Raw genomic sequence first — 18,261 nt, 5'->3', positions numbered from 1 at the left:
TCCAATATTGATTCCAAATCATGAAAGGCAATAATGAAGCCGGTAGGGTGGAGGTCCTGCTTTATGGATACAACGATACATACCCCCGACGATGCCGATATCAGTCGTCTCATCAATCAGCATATGACGCTGGAAGGTCCCCTGTTGCCGATACTGCACGCCTTTCAGGAACGCTATAGCCATATTCCGGATAAGGCTATGGCGCCGATTGCCGCCGCCCTCAATATCACCAAGGCGGAATTGCATGGCGTGATATCCTTCTATCATGATTTCCGTGAAAAACCGGCGGGCAAGCATCTCATCCGGATTTGCCGGGGGGAGGCCTGCCAGTCAATGGGCGCCAACCGGCTTGCCGAAGAAGCCCTGTCCAGCCTCGGCCTTGCCTGGTATGAAACCGCCCGGAATAACGAAGTTACGGTGGAGCCGGTCTTCTGTCTCGGCCTCTGCGCCTGCGCCCCGGCCGCAACGGTCGATGGCAAGCTGATGGGCCGGGTGACGGCGGCCCGGATCAGTTCCACCCTCAAAGAGGCGGCGCAATGAAAATCTATGTCCCCATGGACAGCGCCGCCCGCGCCCTCGGCGCCGATGAGGTGGCGGAGGCCATCCGGAAGGAAGCAGCGCAGCGCGCAATTGATATTGAGCTTATCCGCAACGGCTCCCGCGGGATGATCTGGCTGGAACCGCTTGTCGAAATTGACCGGGGCTGCGGACGTGAGGCCTTCGGACCCATAACCCCCGATGACGTGCCCGCCCTGCTGGATGGAAAGCGGACAGGCCTTGGCCCCACGGAAGAGATTCCCTTCCTCGCCCGGCAGACACGCCTGACCTTCGCCCGATGCGGAATTATCGACCCGCTCGACCTTGATGATTACAAGGCGAATGGCGGCCTTATAGGACTGCGGCGCGCCCTCACCTTCACGGGGGAGGAAATCATTGCCGAAGTGACTGAAAGCGGCCTGCGCGGGCGTGGCGGGGCGGGCTTTCCGACCGGCCTTAAATGGCAGACAGTGATGCAGGCCGGGGCCACGCAGAAATATATCGTCTGCAACGCCGATGAAGGCGACAGCGGCACCTTCGCCGACCGGATGCTGATGGAAGGGGATCCCTTCTCCCTGATNGAAGGNATGATCATCGCCGGGATCGGCGTTGGCGCAACAAAGGGATATGTCTATATCCGCTCTGAATATCCCGATGCGNTNCGCGTNATGCAGGCGGCTGTTGAANTTNGCCGGAAANATCACCTGCTGGGTGCGGATGTGCTGGGNTCANGCAAAACCTTTGATCTGGAAGTCCGCGTTGGCGCGGGCGCCTATGTCTGCGGCGAGGAAACATCGCTNCTCAATTCACTGGAAGGCAAGCGCGGNGTCGTNCGGGCCAAGCCGCCCNTNCCCGCGCTGGAAGGTTTTATGGGTCGCCCGACGGTTGTGAACAATGTCATCAGCCTGGCAACCGTNCCNGTCATCTTTGAAAAGGGCNCCGCCTTTTATGCGNATTTCGGNCTTGGCCGGTCAAAAGGNACNATGCCGATCCAGNTTGCNGGNAATGTCCGATATGGCGGCCTGTTTGAAACGGCCTTCGGCANGCCGCTTGGCGAGCTNGTNAACGANATNGGCGGCGGNACGGCGACGGGNCGNCCNGTCAANGCNGTGCAGGTNGGCGGCCCCCTCGGNGCCTATCTGCCGCCCTCAAAATTCGATACCCCCTTCGGCTATGAGGANTTTGACCGCGAANACAGCCTGATCGGTCATGCGGGGATNGTNGTNTTTGATGACAGCGCCGANATGNTGCAAATGGCNCGCTTCGCCATGGAATTCTGCGCCGTGGAAAGCTGCGGCAAATGCACNCCCTGCCGCATCGGCGCAGTGCGCGGTGTGGAGACGATTGATCGCATCGNNNNGGGCGAGGTGGCGGCCATCCCGCTNCTCACNGATCTTTGCGAGACCATGAAGGATGGCTCNCTCTGCGCCCTGGGCGGNTTCACNCCCTTTCCCGTCATGTCNGCCCTNACCCATTTTCCCGATGACTTTGTCCCCACGCGGGAGGCCGCAGAATGACAGATATCTCCCCTNTCTCCCCGCTGAATGATCNNGACCTCGGNACNCCNNNNAAAATCGGAAAACCNGTTAATCTGACAATTGACGGTTTTGAGGTNANNGCNNCNGAAGGCANNTCCGTCATGCGNGCGGCGATGGANGCTGGNATNCCNATCCCCAAGCTCTGCGCGACCGACAGCGTTGAGGCNTTNGGCTCCTGCCGTCTCTGCGTGGTGGAGATTGAAGGGCGGCGCGGCACACCCTCTTCCTGCACCACACCGGTCAGTGAGGGAATGGTCGTCTCCACCCANTCGCAGAAGGTGAANAAAATCCGCAAGGGCGTNATGGAGTTATANATATCNGATCATCCNCTGGACTGNCTCACCTGCTCCGCCAANGGGGATTGCGAATTGCAGGANATGGCGGGCATGGTCGGCCTGCGCGATGTGCGNTATCANCCNGTCAGAACNCATTTTGCAAAGGGCACNGCCGAGGCGCCAAACCCGGAATATAAGGCCNCCGACATCTCCAANCCCTATTTNACCTATGATCCGGAGAAATGCATTGTCTGNTCCCGCTGCGTGCGGGCCTGCGANGAAGTGCAGGGCACCTTCGCCCTNACCATCGAAGGGCGCGGATTTGAGAGCCGGGTCTCCGCNGGCACAGCAGANGACANCTTCATGACCTCNGATTGCGTNAGCTGCGGCGCCTGCGTTCAGGCNTGCCCGACGGCNACNCTNCAGGAAAAATCCGTGATTGAACTTGGCACCCCNTCCCGCAGCGTGGTCACGACCTGCGCCTATTGCGGTGTCGGCTGCTCNTTCAAGGCAGAACTNAATGGCGATGAACTGGTGCGGATGGTGCCCTANAAGCAGGGCAAGGCCAACCGCGGGCATTCCTGCGTCAAGGGCCGCTTNGCCTATGGCTACGCCGCGCATCAGGACCGCATNCTGAACCCGATGATCCGGGAGAATATCACCGATCCCTGGCGGGAGGTGAGTTGGNAGGAGGCGCTCAGCTTCGCGGCAAACCGGCTNCNTGGCNTGCAGGAAANATATGGNCGNCGNGCCATCGGNGTGATNACCTCNTCGCGCTGCACGAATGAGGAAACNTATCTGGTGCANAAGCTNGCGCGNGGCGTTTTCCTCAACAACAATACCGATACCTGCGCCCGCGTCTGCCATTCNCCNACNGGNTANGGGCTGAAACAGACCTTTGGCACTTCCGCCGGAACGCAGGATTTCGATTCCGTTGAACAGAGCGATGTGGTCATCGTCATCGGCGCCAACCCGACGGACGGCCACCCCGTTTTTGCCAGCCGCCTGAAGAAGCGCCTGCGGCAGGGGGCAAAGCTGATTGTCATTGATCCGCGACGGATTGATCTGGTGAAATCACCGCACATTGGCGCCGCTTACCATCTCCCCTTGCGGCCCGGCACGAATGTCGCCGTTATTTCAGCCATGGCCCACGTCATTGCCAGTGAGGGGCTGATGGACGACGCGTTTATCAAGGAACGCTGCGATCCCGATGCTTTTCAGGATTATCTCGATTTCATTCGCGATCCCCGCCACAGCCCGGAGGCAACGGAACTGCTGACGGGCGTTCCCGCCGCCGACCTGCGCGCCGCCGCCCGATTATTCGCGACCGGCGGCAACGGCGCCATCTATTACGGCCTTGGCGTGACGGAGCATAGTCAGGGGTCCACGACCGTCATCGGCATTGCCAATCTCGCTATGCTGACCGGCAACATCGGGCGGCCGGGCGTCGGCGTCAACCCGCTGCGCGGCCAGAATAACGTCCAGGGCTCCTGCGATATGGGGTCTTTCCCCCATGAATTGCCAGGCTACCGCCATGTCAAAAATGATGATGTGCGGGCGATATATGAAAAAATCTGGAATGTTAAAATCGACCCGGAGCCGGGCCTGCGCATCCCCAACATGCTGGACGCCGCCGTCGAAGGAAGCTTCAAAGGCCTTTATTGTCAGGGCGAGGATATTCTGCAATCGGACCCGGATACAAAACATGTGGCGGCCGGTCTTGCCGCCATGGAATGTGTCATCGTCCATGATTTGTTTCTGAACGAAACATCTAACTACGCCCATGTCTTCCTGCCCGGCTCCACTTTCCTGGAGAAGGACGGCACCTTCACCAATGCAGAGCGGCGGATCAACCGGGTCCGCAAGGTGATGGAGCCGCGCAACGGCTATGCGGACTGGCAAATCACCCAGATGCTGGCCAAGGCCATGGGGGCAGACTGGGGTTACACGCATCCGTCCCAGATCATGGATGAAATCGCCGCGACCACGCCGAGCTTTGCCGGTGTTTCCTATGATCTGCTGGATGAGAAGGGATCGGTGCAGTGGCCTTGCAACGAAGCCGCGCCCAATGGAACGCCCCTCATGCATATGGATGGTTTTGTGCGCGGAAAAGGGCGGTTCATTGTCACCGAATATGTGGCGACCGATGAAAAGACCGGCCCGCGCTTTCCGCTGCTTCTAACAACCGGTCGGGTGCTGTCGCAATATAATGTCGGGGCCCAGACCCGGCGGACGGCAAACGCACTCTGGCATGACAGGGACATCCTCGAAATTCATCCCCATGACGCAGAGGTACGCGGTATCCGCGACGGGGATTTCATCAGACTTGCTTCCCGGTCCGGGGAGACGACGCTTCATGCCCATATTACGGACCGGGTGTCGCCGGGCGTTGTCTACACCACCTTTCATCATCCTGATACACAGGCCAATGTGGTCACCACCGATTATTCCGACTGGGCGACAAACTGCCCCGAATACAAGGTGACGGCGGTTCAGGTATCCCTCTCCAACGGTCCGACGGAATGGCAGGAAGAGTATCAGGCTCAGGCCGCAAGGGCCCGCCGCATTCTTCCCGCAGCGGAATGATCATGGCAGCGCAATCGACAGCCGAAGTTCAGGGCCTGGCAATACGGGAGGGCGGCCGCCGGGATATTTCCCGCATCCTGCCCGAAGAAAAACCGGTCGCCCTCGTCTTCAACGGCACCACCGCCGCTGTCATGATGGCAACGCCCGATGATCTGGAGGATTTTGCAGTTGGCTTTGCCCTCACCGAAGGCTTTATCGAAACACCCGACCAGATCGAGACATTGGAAATCATCCCCCACGCACAGGGGCTGGAGGCACGCTTTTTTCTGAATGCCGACCGGTTGGATTTCGTTCATGAACGCAGACGCAATATGCTCGGCCCGCTCGGCTGCGGGCTCTGCGGCATCGATAGTTTGGAGCAAGCGCTGCGCCCCCTGCCTCGCCTTGAAGGCATTGGCCCGGCCTTCAGCCAGAATGACATCGCCCGTGCAACAGACAGCCTACGGCAGTTTCAGCCGCTCCATGACCTCACCCATGCCCTGCATGCGGCCGGTTTCCTGCTGCCGGGCCGGGGCATCGTGATGGCGCGGGAAGATGTCGGACGGCATAACGCCCTCGACAAGCTGATCGGCGCCCTTGCAAGGCAGGGAATGGAGGCAGGAAGCGGCGCCATCCTCCTGACGTCGCGCATCTCCGTTGATATGGTGCAGAAGACAGTCATCTCCGGCTGTCCGGTATTGATTGCCGCCTCCGCCCCCACCGCCCATGCGCTTGATCTCGCAAAAAAGGCCGTACTCACCCTTGCGGCCTTTGCCCGCGATGGCCAGTTCGAGATATATTCCCATCCGGGCCGCATCCTGACAGGAACTGCCGATGCAAGATGACAAGATGGTCAGAATGGCCAATCAGATTGCGACTTTTTTCAAAAGCCAGCCGAATACGGATCAGGCGCAGAATGTGGCTGACCATATCAATGANTTNTGGGAACCGCGNATGCGTCAGCAGCTNTTGANGTATTTGGCACAGGGNGGACAGGGNCTCGACCCGTTGGTATGNGCGGCNANAGACCTTATCCGCATGCCNACNGCCTGANCCATTTTNNGNNTTTTACACCCACTTCNCTGNTANNACCCCCTCNCCCGGGNTGCTGTCAGGCAACACCCCAGTCACGCAATATGTCCTCTGTATGCTGGCCGGGNTTGGGCGGCGGNGCCTGAATTTCCGGCTTTGTCCGNCTGAANCGCGGGGCCGGNGCCGGTTGGACAACACCATCCTGCGTGATAAAAGTATNCCGCGCCTTGTTATGNGGATGNTGCGGCGCNTCCTGCAAATCAAGTACCGGCGCAAAGCANATGTCTGTCCCCTCCATCAGGGCACACCATTCATCGCGGCTTTTCGTCCGGAATTTATCCGCCANTTTNTCTTTCAGGNCAGGCCAGTTGCCGGTATCCATCTGGCCCTTNAACGCCGGATCGTCAAGTTCGGCTTTTTCAAGCAATTCCGCATAAAATTGCGGCTCGATGGAGCCGACGGATATCCACTTTCCATCGGCGCATTCATANCATCCNTAAAAATGNGCNCCGCCATCGAGAAGGTTGCTNTCCCGGNTGTNGGACCATTTCCCNGCGCCATGCAGATTATAGATNGCCGCCATCAGCAACGANGCCCCATCGGTCATTGCCACGTCAACAACCTGCCCCTTGCCGGAGNACTTTGCCTCAAGCAGGCCACAGACCATGCCAAANCCGAGATANAGGGCGCCNCCACCAAAATCGCCGATCAGGTTAAGCGGCGGGACGGGCCCGCCTGCNTTTGATCCGATCGCATGCAGGGCACCGGTCAGNGCGACATAATTGATATCATGCCCCGCNGCCTTNGNCAGCGGCCCGTCCTGACCCCANCCNGTCATCCGNCCATAGACCAGCTTCGGATTGGATTTCTGACAGANATCNGGNCCAAGGCCGAGTTTTTCCATNACGCCGGGGCGAAAGCCTTCNATCAGCCCATCCGCCTTTTCAACAAGNTTNAGNACGGTTTCAACTCCTTCCGGNGTTTTNANATCAAGCGCAATGGATCGCCTGCCCCGGTTCAGGATGTCATAATCNAGGCCNAGCAGGTTATGNCCNCCGGGCCGGTCAATNCGGATGACNTCCGCCCCCATGTCAGAGAGCATCATGGCGCAGAACGGCCCCGGCCCNATGCCCGCCATTTCGATAATTTTAATGCCTTTTAACGGTCCCATGATCCGTNNTNCTCCCTGTTATNTACNGTTGTTGTTTTAGTTTGNCNGGCCTCACGCCTCTTCNGGNTTGATCAGNAGGCCATNGCGAAGCAAATCCAGATAGGCGTCAAGCTGCGCCTCTTCCAGCGGCTTGAANGCCATTCCCGTATCTGTCGANCGCAGAAACAGATAATCACGGGCGCCGATCATCAGGAAGGCNAGCGATTCAAGCTGCGCCTCCGTATATCCCTTCAACTCGCCCTTNTCCTGCCAGCGTTTCAACGCNCGGACAAAAGGTTTGAACAGATTNTCCATATGNATGGCNTGNCCTTTNGGCGTNGCNAANCGCCCTTCATGGAGCANACGGAAAAACCAGGGGTTTTTCTGGACATANGATTGAAAGGCCANCAGACCGAGACGCTCCATNTCNANAAGGCTTTGGGCCGGTCTGACCTGTGTGCGTATGTAGGCGAGGATTTCCTGCCCCTTGATGGGCAAAAGCTGGTCGAACAGATCCTGNCGATCCTCGAAATAATTATAGAAGGTTCCATGTGCGAGCCCGGCCCCATCNGCGATNTTGGCAATCGACGCATCATTATAGCCGAATTTGCCAATGCAGATGGCGGCGCTGTCNATCAGCGCCTCCCNNTTCATNACCGCNTTTTCTTCCCGCGAAGGTCTATTCTTCCTTTTCGGTCTCANCATCCTCACACAGGCCCTCTTTATACATCACATCATCTCGGGATCGCCGGGATCATCCGGCTGCGGTCTGATGAGAGGCATCTCCNGCGCCGCCAAACGCCATCCAGCCCCCATCCACCGGCAAGGTNACCCCGGTTATATATTCCGCCATGCCNGACAACAAGAACTGTACGGCATTTCCTATTTCTTCCGGCTTGCCAAGACGGCCCATGGGNATACGCCGGACATAAGGATCCGTCCCAAGCGACCCGCCACCGAGAATTTCGGANGCCATNGGCGCNTCGATCACNCCGGGNGCCACCGCATTCACNCGNATGCCAAAACGGGCAAAATCAGTCGCCGTCGTCTTGGTCATCATNACAATGGCCGCCTTGCTGACGCCATANCCNTTNGANGCGGCAAAACCNCCCAGNCCGACAACAGAGGCNATATTGACGATGGCGCTGCCCGGCNGCATGTAAGAGGCGGCNTCGCGCANCATCAGAAAACACCCCTGNACATTCACATCCATAACCCGGCGCCAATCCGCCAGTGTCTGGCGCTTGGTGCCGCGCAGCGGATCGGCGATNCCGGCNTTATTNACCAGNCCATCGATCCCGCCGAGCATTTCNTTCATCTCNGCNAACATTTTNNTGACNGAGCTNTCATCGGACACATCTCCGACAAGAGCNCCCGNCGCACCNATACGTTCCTTNGCNTCCNGAAGCGGNGCTGCCGATATATCNTTNANGANNACNTGNGCGCCTGCGCCAANCAGCTTNTCCGCNATGGCAAGACCAATCCCGCCGCCTGCACCGGTCACCAGAATACGCCGTCCGGCCAGCGTTATGCCTGAACTCTTATCCATTCTTCAATTCTCGCCTAAANAATTATTTTCCCGTATAGACNGGCTTGCGCTTCTCGCGGAAGGCATTGACCGCCTCCTGATGATCCGCGCTCTGNTTGGTGAGGGCTTCATAGGCAAGNCAGGCATCCATCACNGAATGCGCAACCTGCTTAAGATGGATATTCAGGCTCACCTTGGTCCATTTNATGGATTTCANNGGGCCATTTGCCAGCCTGTCGGCGAAGGTATTGACCTTTTCATCCAACTCATCCGCCTTGCACACATGATTGACGAGGCCCATTTCCTTTGCCTCCGCCGCGGTCAGCGGATCACCGGTCATAAGAAATTCTTTCGCCCGCGAGAGCCCGACCAGCGCCGGCCAGATAACCGCGCCGCCATCCCCGGCGACCATTCCCATCAGAACATGCGGATCGCCGATTTTCACGGCATCGCTCATGAAGGTAACATCACAGAACAGCGCCAGCGTACAGCCCAGCCCCATGGCATGGCCATTAATCCGGCAAATGATCGGCTTCTCGCAGTCCAGAATGGAAAACACAATCTGCTTGGCTTCGGTGACCGTTTGCTCGAACATTTCCGGCTCGTCTATGGCCCGCTGCATCCAGTTCACATCCCCCCCGGCGCAGAAAGCCTGCCCCGCTCCGGTAAGAATGATGACATCGGAATCCGGGTCCGCATCGGCATCGCGGAAAACCCGGGACAGCTCCTCATGCAAAACCTCATCCACGGCGTTGAAAGCGGCCGGGCGGCTCATTTCCAACGTCAGAACACGTCCGCGACGGCGCCATTTTATGGCTGAGTAGTCCTTTCTGACATAGGCTTCTTCCATATTATTCTTGTTATCACTGCTCATCTTTACCTGACTCCATACATTTCCGCCGGTATTCTGGTGATACCGCGCTACATTCTACTTTTTATGTGCCTGTCGCCATTGTCTGCGGCAGCCAAAGGGCGATTTCCGGAAAGGCAAACAGCAACATCAGCACAACCATCTCTATCATCAGGAAGGGAACGATACCGCGATACATCTCGCTCGCCTTCAACTCCGGCGCCGCCCCCATCACCGCGAAAAGGTTGAGGCCAACGGGCGGCGTGATCGCCGCAATTTCAATCAGCTTGAGAATAATGATACCAAACCAGATTTCGTTAATGCCGAGAGACTGGGATATCGGAAAGAGAAACGGCAGCGTGATGACAATCAGCGACAGCGAATCCACAAACATTCCCAGCACGATGAACATGATCGCAATATAAATCATCAGCTCCATGGGGCTCACCCCCATGCTGGCGACAAAATTATTGATTTCATCGGTAAAGCCATTGACGAGAAGCAACCGCCCCATCAACAGCCCGCCGATCAAGATCATCAGCAGGCGACCGGAGACCAGCGTTCCTTCCTTGAAGGATTCCCAGATATCATTACCCGACAGGCGCCGCATGCCGAGCCCGATCAACAGGGCACCTGCCGCGCCCACCGCGCCGGCCGCCGAAGGAGAAAACAACCCGCTATACAGCCCGCCGATAATCAGCGTCGCCAACAGGACAACCCCCCATACCATGCGCAGGCCCGCGAATTTGTCCCGCCAGCTATAGCTCTCATTCGTAGAAGGTGCCCATTGCGGATAACGGATCAGAAACAACCGCATGCCGACAATATAGGCCCCTGCCGTCAAAATCCCGGGCAGAACCCCTGCAATCAGCAGCGCGCCGACTGACTGGTTTGTGAGCGAGGCAATCAGGATAATACCAACGGATGGCGGAATAAGCGCCGCCAGCGTCCCCGAGGCCGCAATACTGCCCGCCGAAATCCCCGGCGAATAGCCAAATTTTAACATCTGCGGCATGGCAATCCGGGTAAAAACCGAAGAGGAAACGAGAGTGGACCCAGAGGCGGCCGCAAAGCCCGCCGAAGCCACGATTGTGGCATAGATCAGGTTTCCCTTGGCGCGGGCGGTAAAGCGGTGAACCGCCTCATACAGCCCTTCGATAATTCCGGCGCGAGAGGAAAATCCGCCCATCAAAATAAACATCGGTATGACAACAAGCGTAAAATTCACCCCCGTGTCATACGGTAACGTTTCCAGCATCGACATGGCGAAATTGCCATCAATGACCAACCACATCCCGATAATCGCCACGGCGGTCATCGCCCAGGCGATCGGTACGCCGAAGCCCAGCAGGACCAGCAGCGCCACAATCGCGATCACTCCGGAAATGATGCTATCCATTGGTCCGCTCCCCTTCGGCCTGTTCCTCTGCGTCGGAAGGGCCTGTTTCAGATTTCATAAAAAGCCGGACAAGCTGGATCACAGAAACCAGCGCCGCGAGAGTAAAGCCCGCAAAAATCATGAATTTAACCGGATAGATCGGTATCTGCAGAAAGTCGGATGACCGTTCCTTGATATTCCAGCTCGACTGGAAAAGGCTCCATGCCGCGATGGCGAGAAGCGTTAAAACGCCAATCGCCGTCAGCTTTGCAATCGCCAGGCTGAGCAACTTCCAGCCGGACGTCAGTTTGCCGGATATGATATCGACAACAACATGTTCATTCCGCATCGTGACCAGAGGCTGAGAGACGAAGATGATAATCGCAAACAGCAGTCCGCTCAGCTCTACTTTAAAGGGCAGGTATTTATCAAACGCCAGCCCGAGGATGATGTCGATCGCCCCGACCGACATCATCACCGCCAATGCGAGCGCGCAGATAACCTGCAAAGATGGCTCGAAATAGCTTTTCATAAGCCCACTCAGTCCGGGAATTTTGCTTGCATCTCGGTCAGGACCGGACGAAGGCGTTCAACAGCATCGCCAAACCCGCGCTGCTTCAGATCAGCAGACCACATATCAATCATGCTACCCGCTTTCTCGTCAAGCTGCGCTGCTTCCTCGAACTTCACATAGGTGACGCCATGGGCCGGGAAATCCTCATTGATGGTTTTCTCTGCCAGTTCCGCAGCTTCCTTCGGCTCTTTTTCCATCAACTCATTGCTGACATCCAGCATCAGCTTCTGGACATTTTCCGGCCATTCGTTGAACAGCTTGCGGTTGACAAAAATGCCCCAGACCGGCTGCGCACCGAAATTCAGGTCAATCGCATATTTCGCGACTTCATAGAATTTACCGGAAATTGCCTGCTCATGAGCCGCAAGAGAACAATCCACCGTTCCCTTTTGCAGGGCGTCATACATTTCGCTATAGGGGATGGAGACAGGCACCACGCCGACTTTCGCGAAATATTCCGGCCAGTAAGGCGCGCCCGGCACCCGCACACGCAGGCCATTCAATTCGGCAACAGTCTTGACCGGCTTGGTGCAGAACAGACGATAGGGGTTGCTGCCCTGATGATACAGCGCGATGACACCGTTGTTTTCAAGATCGGCCTGGGTTTGCGGGTCTTCCTGCCAGCGCTTCCAGGTATCAACCGCCTGCTGCGGCGTTTCATGAACACGCAGATGCGAGGCATTACCGGCAACCGGCAGTTCGGCCGTGAAATACCCTTGCGCCGTGGCGCCAAGCTGCACCGCACCGGTACCGGTGAGTTTCAGAATTTCCTTCGGCCCACCCATGCTTCCGGCCCAGAAAATCTTCACCTTGATCTTGCCGTCCGAACGTTTTTCAACTTCATCCGCCCACCATTGCTCCCACTGCGCGCCCGCCGTATTTGACGGAACAAAATGCGCCAGCCGCAGATTAAGCGATGGATATTCCTCCGCCGAGACAGTGCCGATAGCCGCCGTGGAGCAGAGCGCCAGCGCCGCCAGCCCGAGTGTCAGATTTTGTTTCAGTTTCCCAATCATCTTACCGTCCTTGTTAGATATTTATTGATTCATATTTCATTTTATACCGCCTCTTGACCGGGCGGCTTTGTGCCAGTGTTTCTTTTGAAGACCTCTCCTCCCTGACAGTTCCTGAACACCCCCGCCAACAGCCGATCAAGGGCCGATATGACGGGGCATGACGATCAACTCGCCTTCGCCATCACCAAATTCTTGTATGTCGCCCGCAGCTCCGTTTTCAGGATTTTCCCCATCGGAGAGCGTGGCATTTCTGCGATAATTTCAAAGCGCCGCGGGATCTTGAAATCCGCCAGCTTGTCAGCGCAAAACTCACGGATTTTGTCTGTATCAACCTGCGCGCCCGGTGCNACTGTCATGACCGCGAGAAGATCNTCNCCGAGCTTGTCATGCGGAATGCCAATCACCGCNACTTCNTCAACNCCTTCNTAGCGCAGCAGAACGGCCTCCACCTCCTGTGTACCGATATTGTGCCCGCCGCGAATGACCATGTCTTTCTTGCGATCAACAACATAGAGATANCCGCCCTCATCCCGTTTCCCGAGATCGCCGGAGAGCAGCCAGCCATCCTTGAGGGCNTCGCGGGTCGCTTCTTCATTCTTGTAATANCCCGAGAAAAGCGACGGGGAGCGCACGNCAATTTCTCCCACCGCACCCGCCNGAACATCCTNGACATTGTCATCGACTATCCGCAGNTCCGTNTCNNNCCANGGAACGCCGGAGGAGCCGATATGNGCGAGCGCCTCTTCCCCGACCAGAACGGTNCCGCANGGNCCGCCCTCTGTCTGGCCATAGGTNTGCCGCACATCCAGATCGGGAAANGCCNCAAGNANGCGCCGCGTCAGTTCGGCCGGCATGGCCGCNCCACCGGCATTGATGATCCGCAAGGCGGACAAATCCCGGTTGAGNTCCTGATATTTCTCCAGCATGAAAATATAGAAGGACGGCACGCCGATATANGTTGTCGTCCTCTCCCTTTCCATCCGCCCCAGGATATCCGCCACATTCAATTCCGGATCAACGACCGCCGTCGCNCCGACAAACCAGCTCGGGTACAGCACACAGCGCAGNCAGGCCGTNGTNAAGAAAGGNAAAAANCTCTGATACACATCCCCCTGCCTAAGGCTCATTGCGTCTGCAAAACCATANGCGCTCGCCAGTGCNCTGCGATGGCTCATCTGCGCCGCCTTGGGCCGCGACGTGGTGCCGGAGGTNAANAGGATTTCGGAAATATCCTCATGNTGCCGCTGNGGCCAGATCGCTTCCGTCCTCTGCGCCNGCNCATAAACATCATTCCATAGAANNNTNCNNTCTCCGGGCGCGCCGCCCGCCAGCAGAATTTTCTCCAGCATCGGNGCCTTNNNGCGCACCNCCTCTATCCGCGGGCCGGTAANTCCATCACAGACGACAAAGCGAATGTCGGCAAGGGTCAGGGCATGAAGAAANTCNTCTTCCGCAAACCGGGCATTGATGGGAACGCAAACCATACCGCCAAAGGCACAGGCCAGCAGCGTGACAATNGCCTCATAGGCGGACTTGTTATCGAGCGCGATCCCGATATGGTCCCGCTCNGAGGCGCCAATCTGCTTCAGACCNTGCGCAAATTTCTCNCCCTGCCAGACCATCTGCGCATAACTCAGNCGCTNTTCCTGCCCGGNTGCCGAACGGGCAANCAGCGCCAGCCGGTTCGGCGATTTTTCCGCCTGTGCCCGGATCATCTCGGCCAGTGACTTGTATTTCTTCCANTGCTCGGACATGATCAATACCGTTTAAGNCTGAATTTCAATGAGTTAACCACAGTTNCGCTGCTGAATGCCGCGTGCGATAATCTCTTTCATGATCTCGTTGGCGCCGCCATAGATACGCTGNGCCCGGGCATCCGCATAGGCGCGCGCNACCGGNTANTCCCACATATAGCCATAGCCACCGAANANCTGGAGACAGCGGTCAATCACNCGCCCCTGCATATCGGAAAGCCAGTATTTNGCCATTGCCGCCGTNTCNCCGGAGAGCCGCNNTTGCAGCAGCCGCGCNACGCAATCATTGAGGAAGGCGCGCCCGACCTCCAGNTCGGTGCGAACTTCNGANAGGGTNAATTTAGCGGTCTGGAAATCTCCGATTNTCTGCCCGAACGCCTTGCGCTCAAAAACATAGTCAACGGTNCGCTCAAACACCCGCTCGGCAATGGCCTGCGCCCANACNCCNACCAGCAGACNTCTCAACCGGNAGTTCCTGCATGAGATATTTGAGCCCACCCCCNTCTTCGCCGAGCATGGCGGACGNCGGNACNCGCACCTCATCAAAAAAGAGTTCCGCCGTGTCCTGCGCTTTTTGCCCGACNTTTTCGAGCAATCGGCCGCGCCGGAACCCTTCAGTTTTTGCATCAACGAGGAAGAGACTCTTGCTGGCGGACCCCGCATCAGGATCGGTATTNGCCACCACGATGATAAGATCGGCGAGCCAGCCATTGGTAATGAATGTTTTCTGACCGTCCAGTATCCAGTCGCTGCCATCACGCCGCGCCCGCAGACGGACCCCTCTCATATCGGAACCGGCGCCGGGTTCGGTAATCGCGATGCTGGCGATCACATCACCGCTGACGCAACCGGGAAGCCAGCGTTTTTTCTGGTCTTCCGTTCCGAGGCGGGCGATATAAGGGACGATAATATCGGAATGAGTGAACAGACCCGGAAGGGCGCATTCACTGCGCGCCAACTCCTCAACCACAATCATGGCATGGAGAAAGTTGCCACCAATACCACCATATTCCTCGGAAATCATTGAACAGAGAAGCCCCTGCCCGCCCGCTTTTTTCCACAGGTCACGGTCCACATATCCGCGTTTTTCCCAGTCTGCATAATGCGGTGCGGCCTCTTCTTCAAAGAAGCGGCGCGCCGTTTCGCGCGTGAGTGCAAATTCATCCTCCGCCAACTGTGGCAGAGATTCAAAAATTTCCATTATTCCCTCATCAACTATCCGATGCGAAACCGTTCTAACGCTGTTGTCTATCGCAACTGTTTTCGCCGGACATCCCCTGTATGCAATCCACTCTAGGGAGCGGAGCAGGGCGAGTCAATACAAATAATGATTTATGATTCATTTTTTATTTTTATAAAAATCGCAGACTTTCCATTGGCGGAAAACAATCTTCCACCAACAGAAAAATATGAGCAACATCAGATATTTATCCGATCTTTCGATCTTGCATACCTGCTGTGGCCTCGCCTTCCAAAGGGTTGCCTTTACGGCTTGCCTTTAAAGAAAGACGCGATCGCCGCCTGCATTTCCTCACTGCCGCAGGCCTCTCCTTGCGCATCCCGTTCCATGTCAAGCTGATGTGACATGCCATGATCTGACGCCTCAGAAATCAGCTTCTTGATCAGCGACACCGATGTCGGCGAATAGCCCGCCAGCTTTTGCACAATTTTCTCCGCCTCCCCCATCAGCTCTGCATCCTCATAGACGCGCCAGACCATGCCCCAGGAAAGCGCTTCCTCAGCGGAAATTTTCTCGGCAAGCAGCATCGCCCCGGCCGCCCGGATACGGCCGACGATCCGCGGCAAAAACAGGGTATTTCCCGCATCCGGGATAAGAGCGAGGCCGACAAAGGGTTCATAGAAATAAGCCGAGCGGGCGGCAATGACGATATCGGCGCTGAGCGCGATCCCGACGGAGGCGCCCGCACAGGGCCCGTTCACCACGCTCACAATCGGCAGGCGGGACGCCCGCATTTTGCGCGTCAGCGGGTTATAGTTATCCTCCAGGATTTTCGCCATGTCCGGGATCTCCCCCGGCTTGACCCGGGTCAGATCATAGCCGGCACCGAACGCCCGCCCCTCGCCGGTCAGGAGGACAACGCGCACATCCGGATTCTGCTCCATTTCATCAAACGCAGCCTGCATTTCATCGCCGGTCTGTTCCCGCAGCGCATTGAGCTTGTCGGGGCGACGGAAAGTCAGACGCGCGATGCCACCGTCGATTTCAAGCGAAATATCTTCATAGGACATGGTTTTCCTCCTCTCCTAGATAACGAGACCGCCGCCCACGATCAGCGTCTGGCCGCTGATATAGTTGGATTCCGGCGCACAGAAGAGATAGACGCCATCCGCGGCCTCCTCCGCCGTTCCGGCGCGGCCAAGCGGGATCATCATTTCCATCCCGGCGACAAGTTTTTCCGGAATGCCGATCCCGACTTCATTGCCCTCCACGACAATTGTCTTCTTTTCATTTGTGGCTTCGGTCAGGCGGGTGCGAATAAAACCGAAGGCAACGCAGTTCACATTGACCTTGTGCCGTCCCCATTCCTTTGCCATCGTCTTGGTCATGCCAAGAATACCCGACTTGGCCGAGGAGTAGTTGATCTGCCCCGCATTTCCGCCAATCCCCGCGATGGAGGAAATATTGACGATCTTGCGAAAAACCTCGCGTCCCTCCGCCGCCTCTTTTTCCGCCGCGCCGCGAATAAAGCCGGACGCCGCGCGGATAATCCGGAAGGGCGCCTTCAGATGCACATCCAGCATGGCATCGAACTGTTCATCGCTCATCTTGTGAACCAGCGCATCCCAAGTATAGCCCGCATTATTGACAATAACATCCACCGCCCCGAAGGTTTCAATTCCGCTATTGATGAACCGCTCCGCGAAGCCTTCTTCCGTCACACTGCCGGGCACCGCAATGGCATCCCCGCCCATCGACTTGATGGTAGCGACTGTTTCCTCTGCCGGTGCGGCGTCCAGGTCATTGATGACGAGCTTTGCCCCTTCGCTTGCGAGTTTAAGCGCAACGGACCGGCCGATACCGCGCCCCGATCCGGTGACATAGGCGACTTTTCCCTGCAGTTTGCTCATTTGTTCAGCTCTCTTCTTGTGTTTTTATGTTTGGTTCAGGCAAGGGCGACTACCGCATCCCCCGCCAGTTTGACATCCCCGTCCTGATTGACGGCGGTGAGTGTGACACGCAGGCGCTTCTCGCCCGCCTCTTCAAATTTTTCAGTTACTTCACCCTCGCAGGAGATCCGGTCCTGAAGATGGGTGATGGAGGAAAAGCGGATATTGAAGCCGCGCAGCGCCGATTGCGGCACCCAACCTGTCAGGGTTTGCGCCAGATAGGCCATCGACAGCATCCCATGGGCGAAGACATCCTCCATCCCGGCGGCCTTTGCAAAGTCGATATCAATATGGATCGGATTGTGATCACCGGACGCCCCGGCAAACAGCGCAAGCGTCGTGCGGGTGATCGGCGGCTTTGTCAGCCCCGGAATCTGATCGCCAACATTCAAGGAGTCGAAATTTATTGTGCTCATGTGTGTCCCCCTCACCCGTTGCGCACNACAAGNGTGCGNGTCATTTCGGCGACCAGNTCGCCCTTCTGGTTCGTGGCGCTNGTCTTTTTNACGACAAATTCCAGCGCCCCGCCCTTCTTCTCATAGATATCCGTGACAACGGAGCGGAAGGAAATGGCATCCCCGGCATACACAGGCTTATGNTANGTAAACTCCTGCGTGCCATGCAGGACCTTCCCGAGNTCGATNTCCATGACNTNCAAAATGCCGAAGGGTTCNGGGACTTCCATGTCCATCGAGAAAAGGAAGGTGGGCGGTGCGGGAAGCGTNGGATGGCCTGCCTCTTTCGCGGCCGCTTCATCAAAATAGACGGGATTGCTTTCCCNTGTTGCCTTGGCGAAAAATCGGAGACGGCCCTTNTCAATATCTGCCGTGTGNACGCCGAATTCACGCCCGATATGNCTGCGATCAATCATNGTTCANTATTTCCANNCTAAAAAAAGGCGTGCCCGCCGAAGCAGGGCACGCCATGGGAGGAGC

At 57.1% G+C, this 18,261-nt stretch carries 16 protein-coding genes and 2 pseudogenes; 5 read left to right on the top strand and 13 right to left on the bottom strand.

The genetic code is table 11. The features are described 5' to 3' along the window. The first annotated feature begins 63 nt into the window (after positions 1-63). From CMN55_RS01525 to CMN55_RS16985, 5 genes are all read left to right on the top strand, one after another. Entirely contained in the window at positions 64-540 is a 477-nt protein-coding gene (locus CMN55_RS01525; RefSeq protein ID WP_293947770.1) for a formate dehydrogenase subunit gamma, read from the top strand. Continuing rightward, entirely contained in the window at positions 537-2,054 is a 1,518-nt protein-coding gene (locus CMN55_RS01520; protein ID WP_293947769.1) for a formate dehydrogenase beta subunit, read from the top strand. The genes CMN55_RS01525 and CMN55_RS01520 overlap by 4 nt, the downstream gene beginning before the upstream one ends. Beyond that, positions 2,051-4,936 carry a formate dehydrogenase subunit alpha gene (fdhF, locus tag CMN55_RS01515; protein WP_366931938.1) on the top strand — a complete coding sequence of 962 codons (2,886 nt, stop codon included), beginning with the start codon at positions 2,051-2,053 and terminating at the stop codon, positions 4,934-4,936. Before CMN55_RS01520 ends, fdhF begins: the two co-directional genes overlap by 4 nt. A 2-nt stretch (positions 4,937-4,938) precedes the next feature. Further along, a complete protein-coding gene (gene fdhD, locus CMN55_RS01510; RefSeq protein ID WP_293947767.1) occupies positions 4,939-5,760 on the top strand; it encodes a formate dehydrogenase accessory sulfurtransferase FdhD in 822 nt (273 codons plus the stop codon). After that, complete coding sequence (locus CMN55_RS16985) at positions 5,750-5,968, top strand: formate dehydrogenase subunit delta (protein WP_366931937.1); 219 nt, start codon at positions 5,750-5,752, stop codon at positions 5,966-5,968. The genes fdhD and CMN55_RS16985 overlap by 11 nt, the downstream gene beginning before the upstream one ends. Before the next feature lie 58 nt (positions 5,969-6,026). On the opposite strand, the gene CMN55_RS16980 is transcribed toward CMN55_RS16985, so the two are convergent. The 13 genes and pseudogenes from CMN55_RS16980 to CMN55_RS16965 all read right to left on the bottom strand — a co-directional run bounded on the left by CMN55_RS16980 (position 6,027) and on the right by CMN55_RS16965 (position 18,197). Then, positions 6,027-7,118, bottom strand: coding sequence for a CaiB/BaiF CoA transferase family protein (locus CMN55_RS16980; RefSeq protein ID WP_366931936.1), 1,092 nt, complete (start codon positions 7,116-7,118; stop codon positions 6,027-6,029). Between the two features lie 51 nt (positions 7,119-7,169). After that, positions 7,170-7,751: a TetR/AcrR family transcriptional regulator gene (locus CMN55_RS17425; protein WP_459253632.1), complete on the bottom strand. Its 582-nt coding sequence runs from the start codon at positions 7,749-7,751 to the stop codon at positions 7,170-7,172. A 100-nt stretch (positions 7,752-7,851) separates the two neighbouring features. After that, positions 7,852-8,646 (bottom strand): SDR family NAD(P)-dependent oxidoreductase, encoded by a 795-nt coding sequence (locus CMN55_RS16970; protein WP_366931935.1) that lies wholly within the window; start codon positions 8,644-8,646, stop codon positions 7,852-7,854. A gap of 22 nt (positions 8,647-8,668) precedes the next feature. Continuing rightward, complete coding sequence (locus CMN55_RS01505; protein WP_459253636.1) at positions 8,669-9,475, bottom strand: enoyl-CoA hydratase/isomerase family protein; 807 nt, start codon at positions 9,473-9,475, stop codon at positions 8,669-8,671. Between the two features lie 85 nt (positions 9,476-9,560). Continuing rightward, positions 9,561-10,874: a TRAP transporter large permease gene (locus tag CMN55_RS01500; protein WP_293947765.1), complete on the bottom strand. Its 1,314-nt coding sequence runs from the start codon at positions 10,872-10,874 to the stop codon at positions 9,561-9,563. After that, positions 10,867-11,385: a TRAP transporter small permease gene (locus tag CMN55_RS01495; protein WP_293947764.1), complete on the bottom strand. Its 519-nt coding sequence runs from the start codon at positions 11,383-11,385 to the stop codon at positions 10,867-10,869. Before CMN55_RS01495 ends, CMN55_RS01500 begins: the two co-directional genes overlap by 8 nt. A gap of 8 nt (positions 11,386-11,393) precedes the next feature. Further along, on the bottom strand, positions 11,394-12,443 hold the full coding sequence (locus CMN55_RS01490) for a TRAP transporter substrate-binding protein (protein ID WP_293947763.1): 1,050 nt from the start codon (positions 12,441-12,443) through the stop codon (positions 11,394-11,396). A gap of 164 nt (positions 12,444-12,607) precedes the next feature. Continuing rightward, positions 12,608-14,158, bottom strand: a pseudogene (locus CMN55_RS01485) (class I adenylate-forming enzyme family protein). A 72-nt stretch (positions 14,159-14,230) separates the two neighbouring features. Next, positions 14,231-15,398: pseudogene (locus tag CMN55_RS01480) on the bottom strand (acyl-CoA dehydrogenase family protein). 284 nt (positions 15,399-15,682) lie between these two features. Further along, positions 15,683-16,447: an enoyl-CoA hydratase-related protein gene (locus CMN55_RS01475; RefSeq protein ID WP_293947761.1), complete on the bottom strand. Its 765-nt coding sequence runs from the start codon at positions 16,445-16,447 to the stop codon at positions 15,683-15,685. A 15-nt stretch (positions 16,448-16,462) separates the two neighbouring features. Continuing rightward, on the bottom strand, positions 16,463-17,287 hold the full coding sequence (locus tag CMN55_RS01470) for an SDR family NAD(P)-dependent oxidoreductase (RefSeq protein WP_293947760.1): 825 nt from the start codon (positions 17,285-17,287) through the stop codon (positions 16,463-16,465). Between the two features lie 35 nt (positions 17,288-17,322). After that, positions 17,323-17,742, bottom strand: coding sequence for a MaoC family dehydratase (locus CMN55_RS01465; protein WP_293947759.1), 420 nt, complete (start codon positions 17,740-17,742; stop codon positions 17,323-17,325). 11 nt (positions 17,743-17,753) lie between these two features. Next, positions 17,754-18,197, bottom strand: a complete 444-nt coding sequence (locus CMN55_RS16965) for a MaoC family dehydratase N-terminal domain-containing protein (protein WP_366931934.1) — start codon at positions 18,195-18,197, stop codon at positions 17,754-17,756. Between the last annotated feature and the right edge of the window lie 64 nt (positions 18,198-18,261).

It is taken from the genome of Sneathiella sp., assembly GCF_002694385.1.
In the GTDB taxonomy this organism is placed as follows: domain Bacteria; phylum Pseudomonadota; class Alphaproteobacteria; order Sneathiellales; family Sneathiellaceae; genus Sneathiella.
Note: the sequence above shows the minus strand (reverse complement) of the source record. Positions and strands in the feature narration are given on the sequence as shown.

Coding starts and splice junctions, on each gene's coding strand:
- CMN55_RS01525 (WP_293947770.1), top strand. CDS start 64: ATGGATACAACGATACATACCCCCGACGATGCCGATATCAGTCGTCTC.
- fdhD (WP_293947767.1), top strand. CDS start 4,939: ATGGCAGCGCAATCGACAGCCGAAGTTCAGGGCCTGGCAATACGGGAG.
- CMN55_RS01500 (WP_293947765.1), bottom strand. CDS start 10,874: ATGGATAGCATCATTTCCGGAGTGATCGCGATTGTGGCGCTGCTGGTC.
- CMN55_RS01495 (WP_293947764.1), bottom strand. CDS start 11,385: ATGAAAAGCTATTTCGAGCCATCTTTGCAGGTTATCTGCGCGCTCGCA.
- CMN55_RS01490 (WP_293947763.1), bottom strand. CDS start 12,443: ATGATTGGGAAACTGAAACAAAATCTGACACTCGGGCTGGCGGCGCTG.
- CMN55_RS01475 (WP_293947761.1), bottom strand. CDS start 16,447: ATGTCCTATGAAGATATTTCGCTTGAAATCGACGGTGGCATCGCGCGT.
- CMN55_RS01470 (WP_293947760.1), bottom strand. CDS start 17,287: ATGAGCAAACTGCAGGGAAAAGTCGCCTATGTCACCGGATCGGGGCGC.
- CMN55_RS01465 (WP_293947759.1), bottom strand. CDS start 17,742: ATGAGCACAATAAATTTCGACTCCTTGAATGTTGGCGATCAGATTCCG.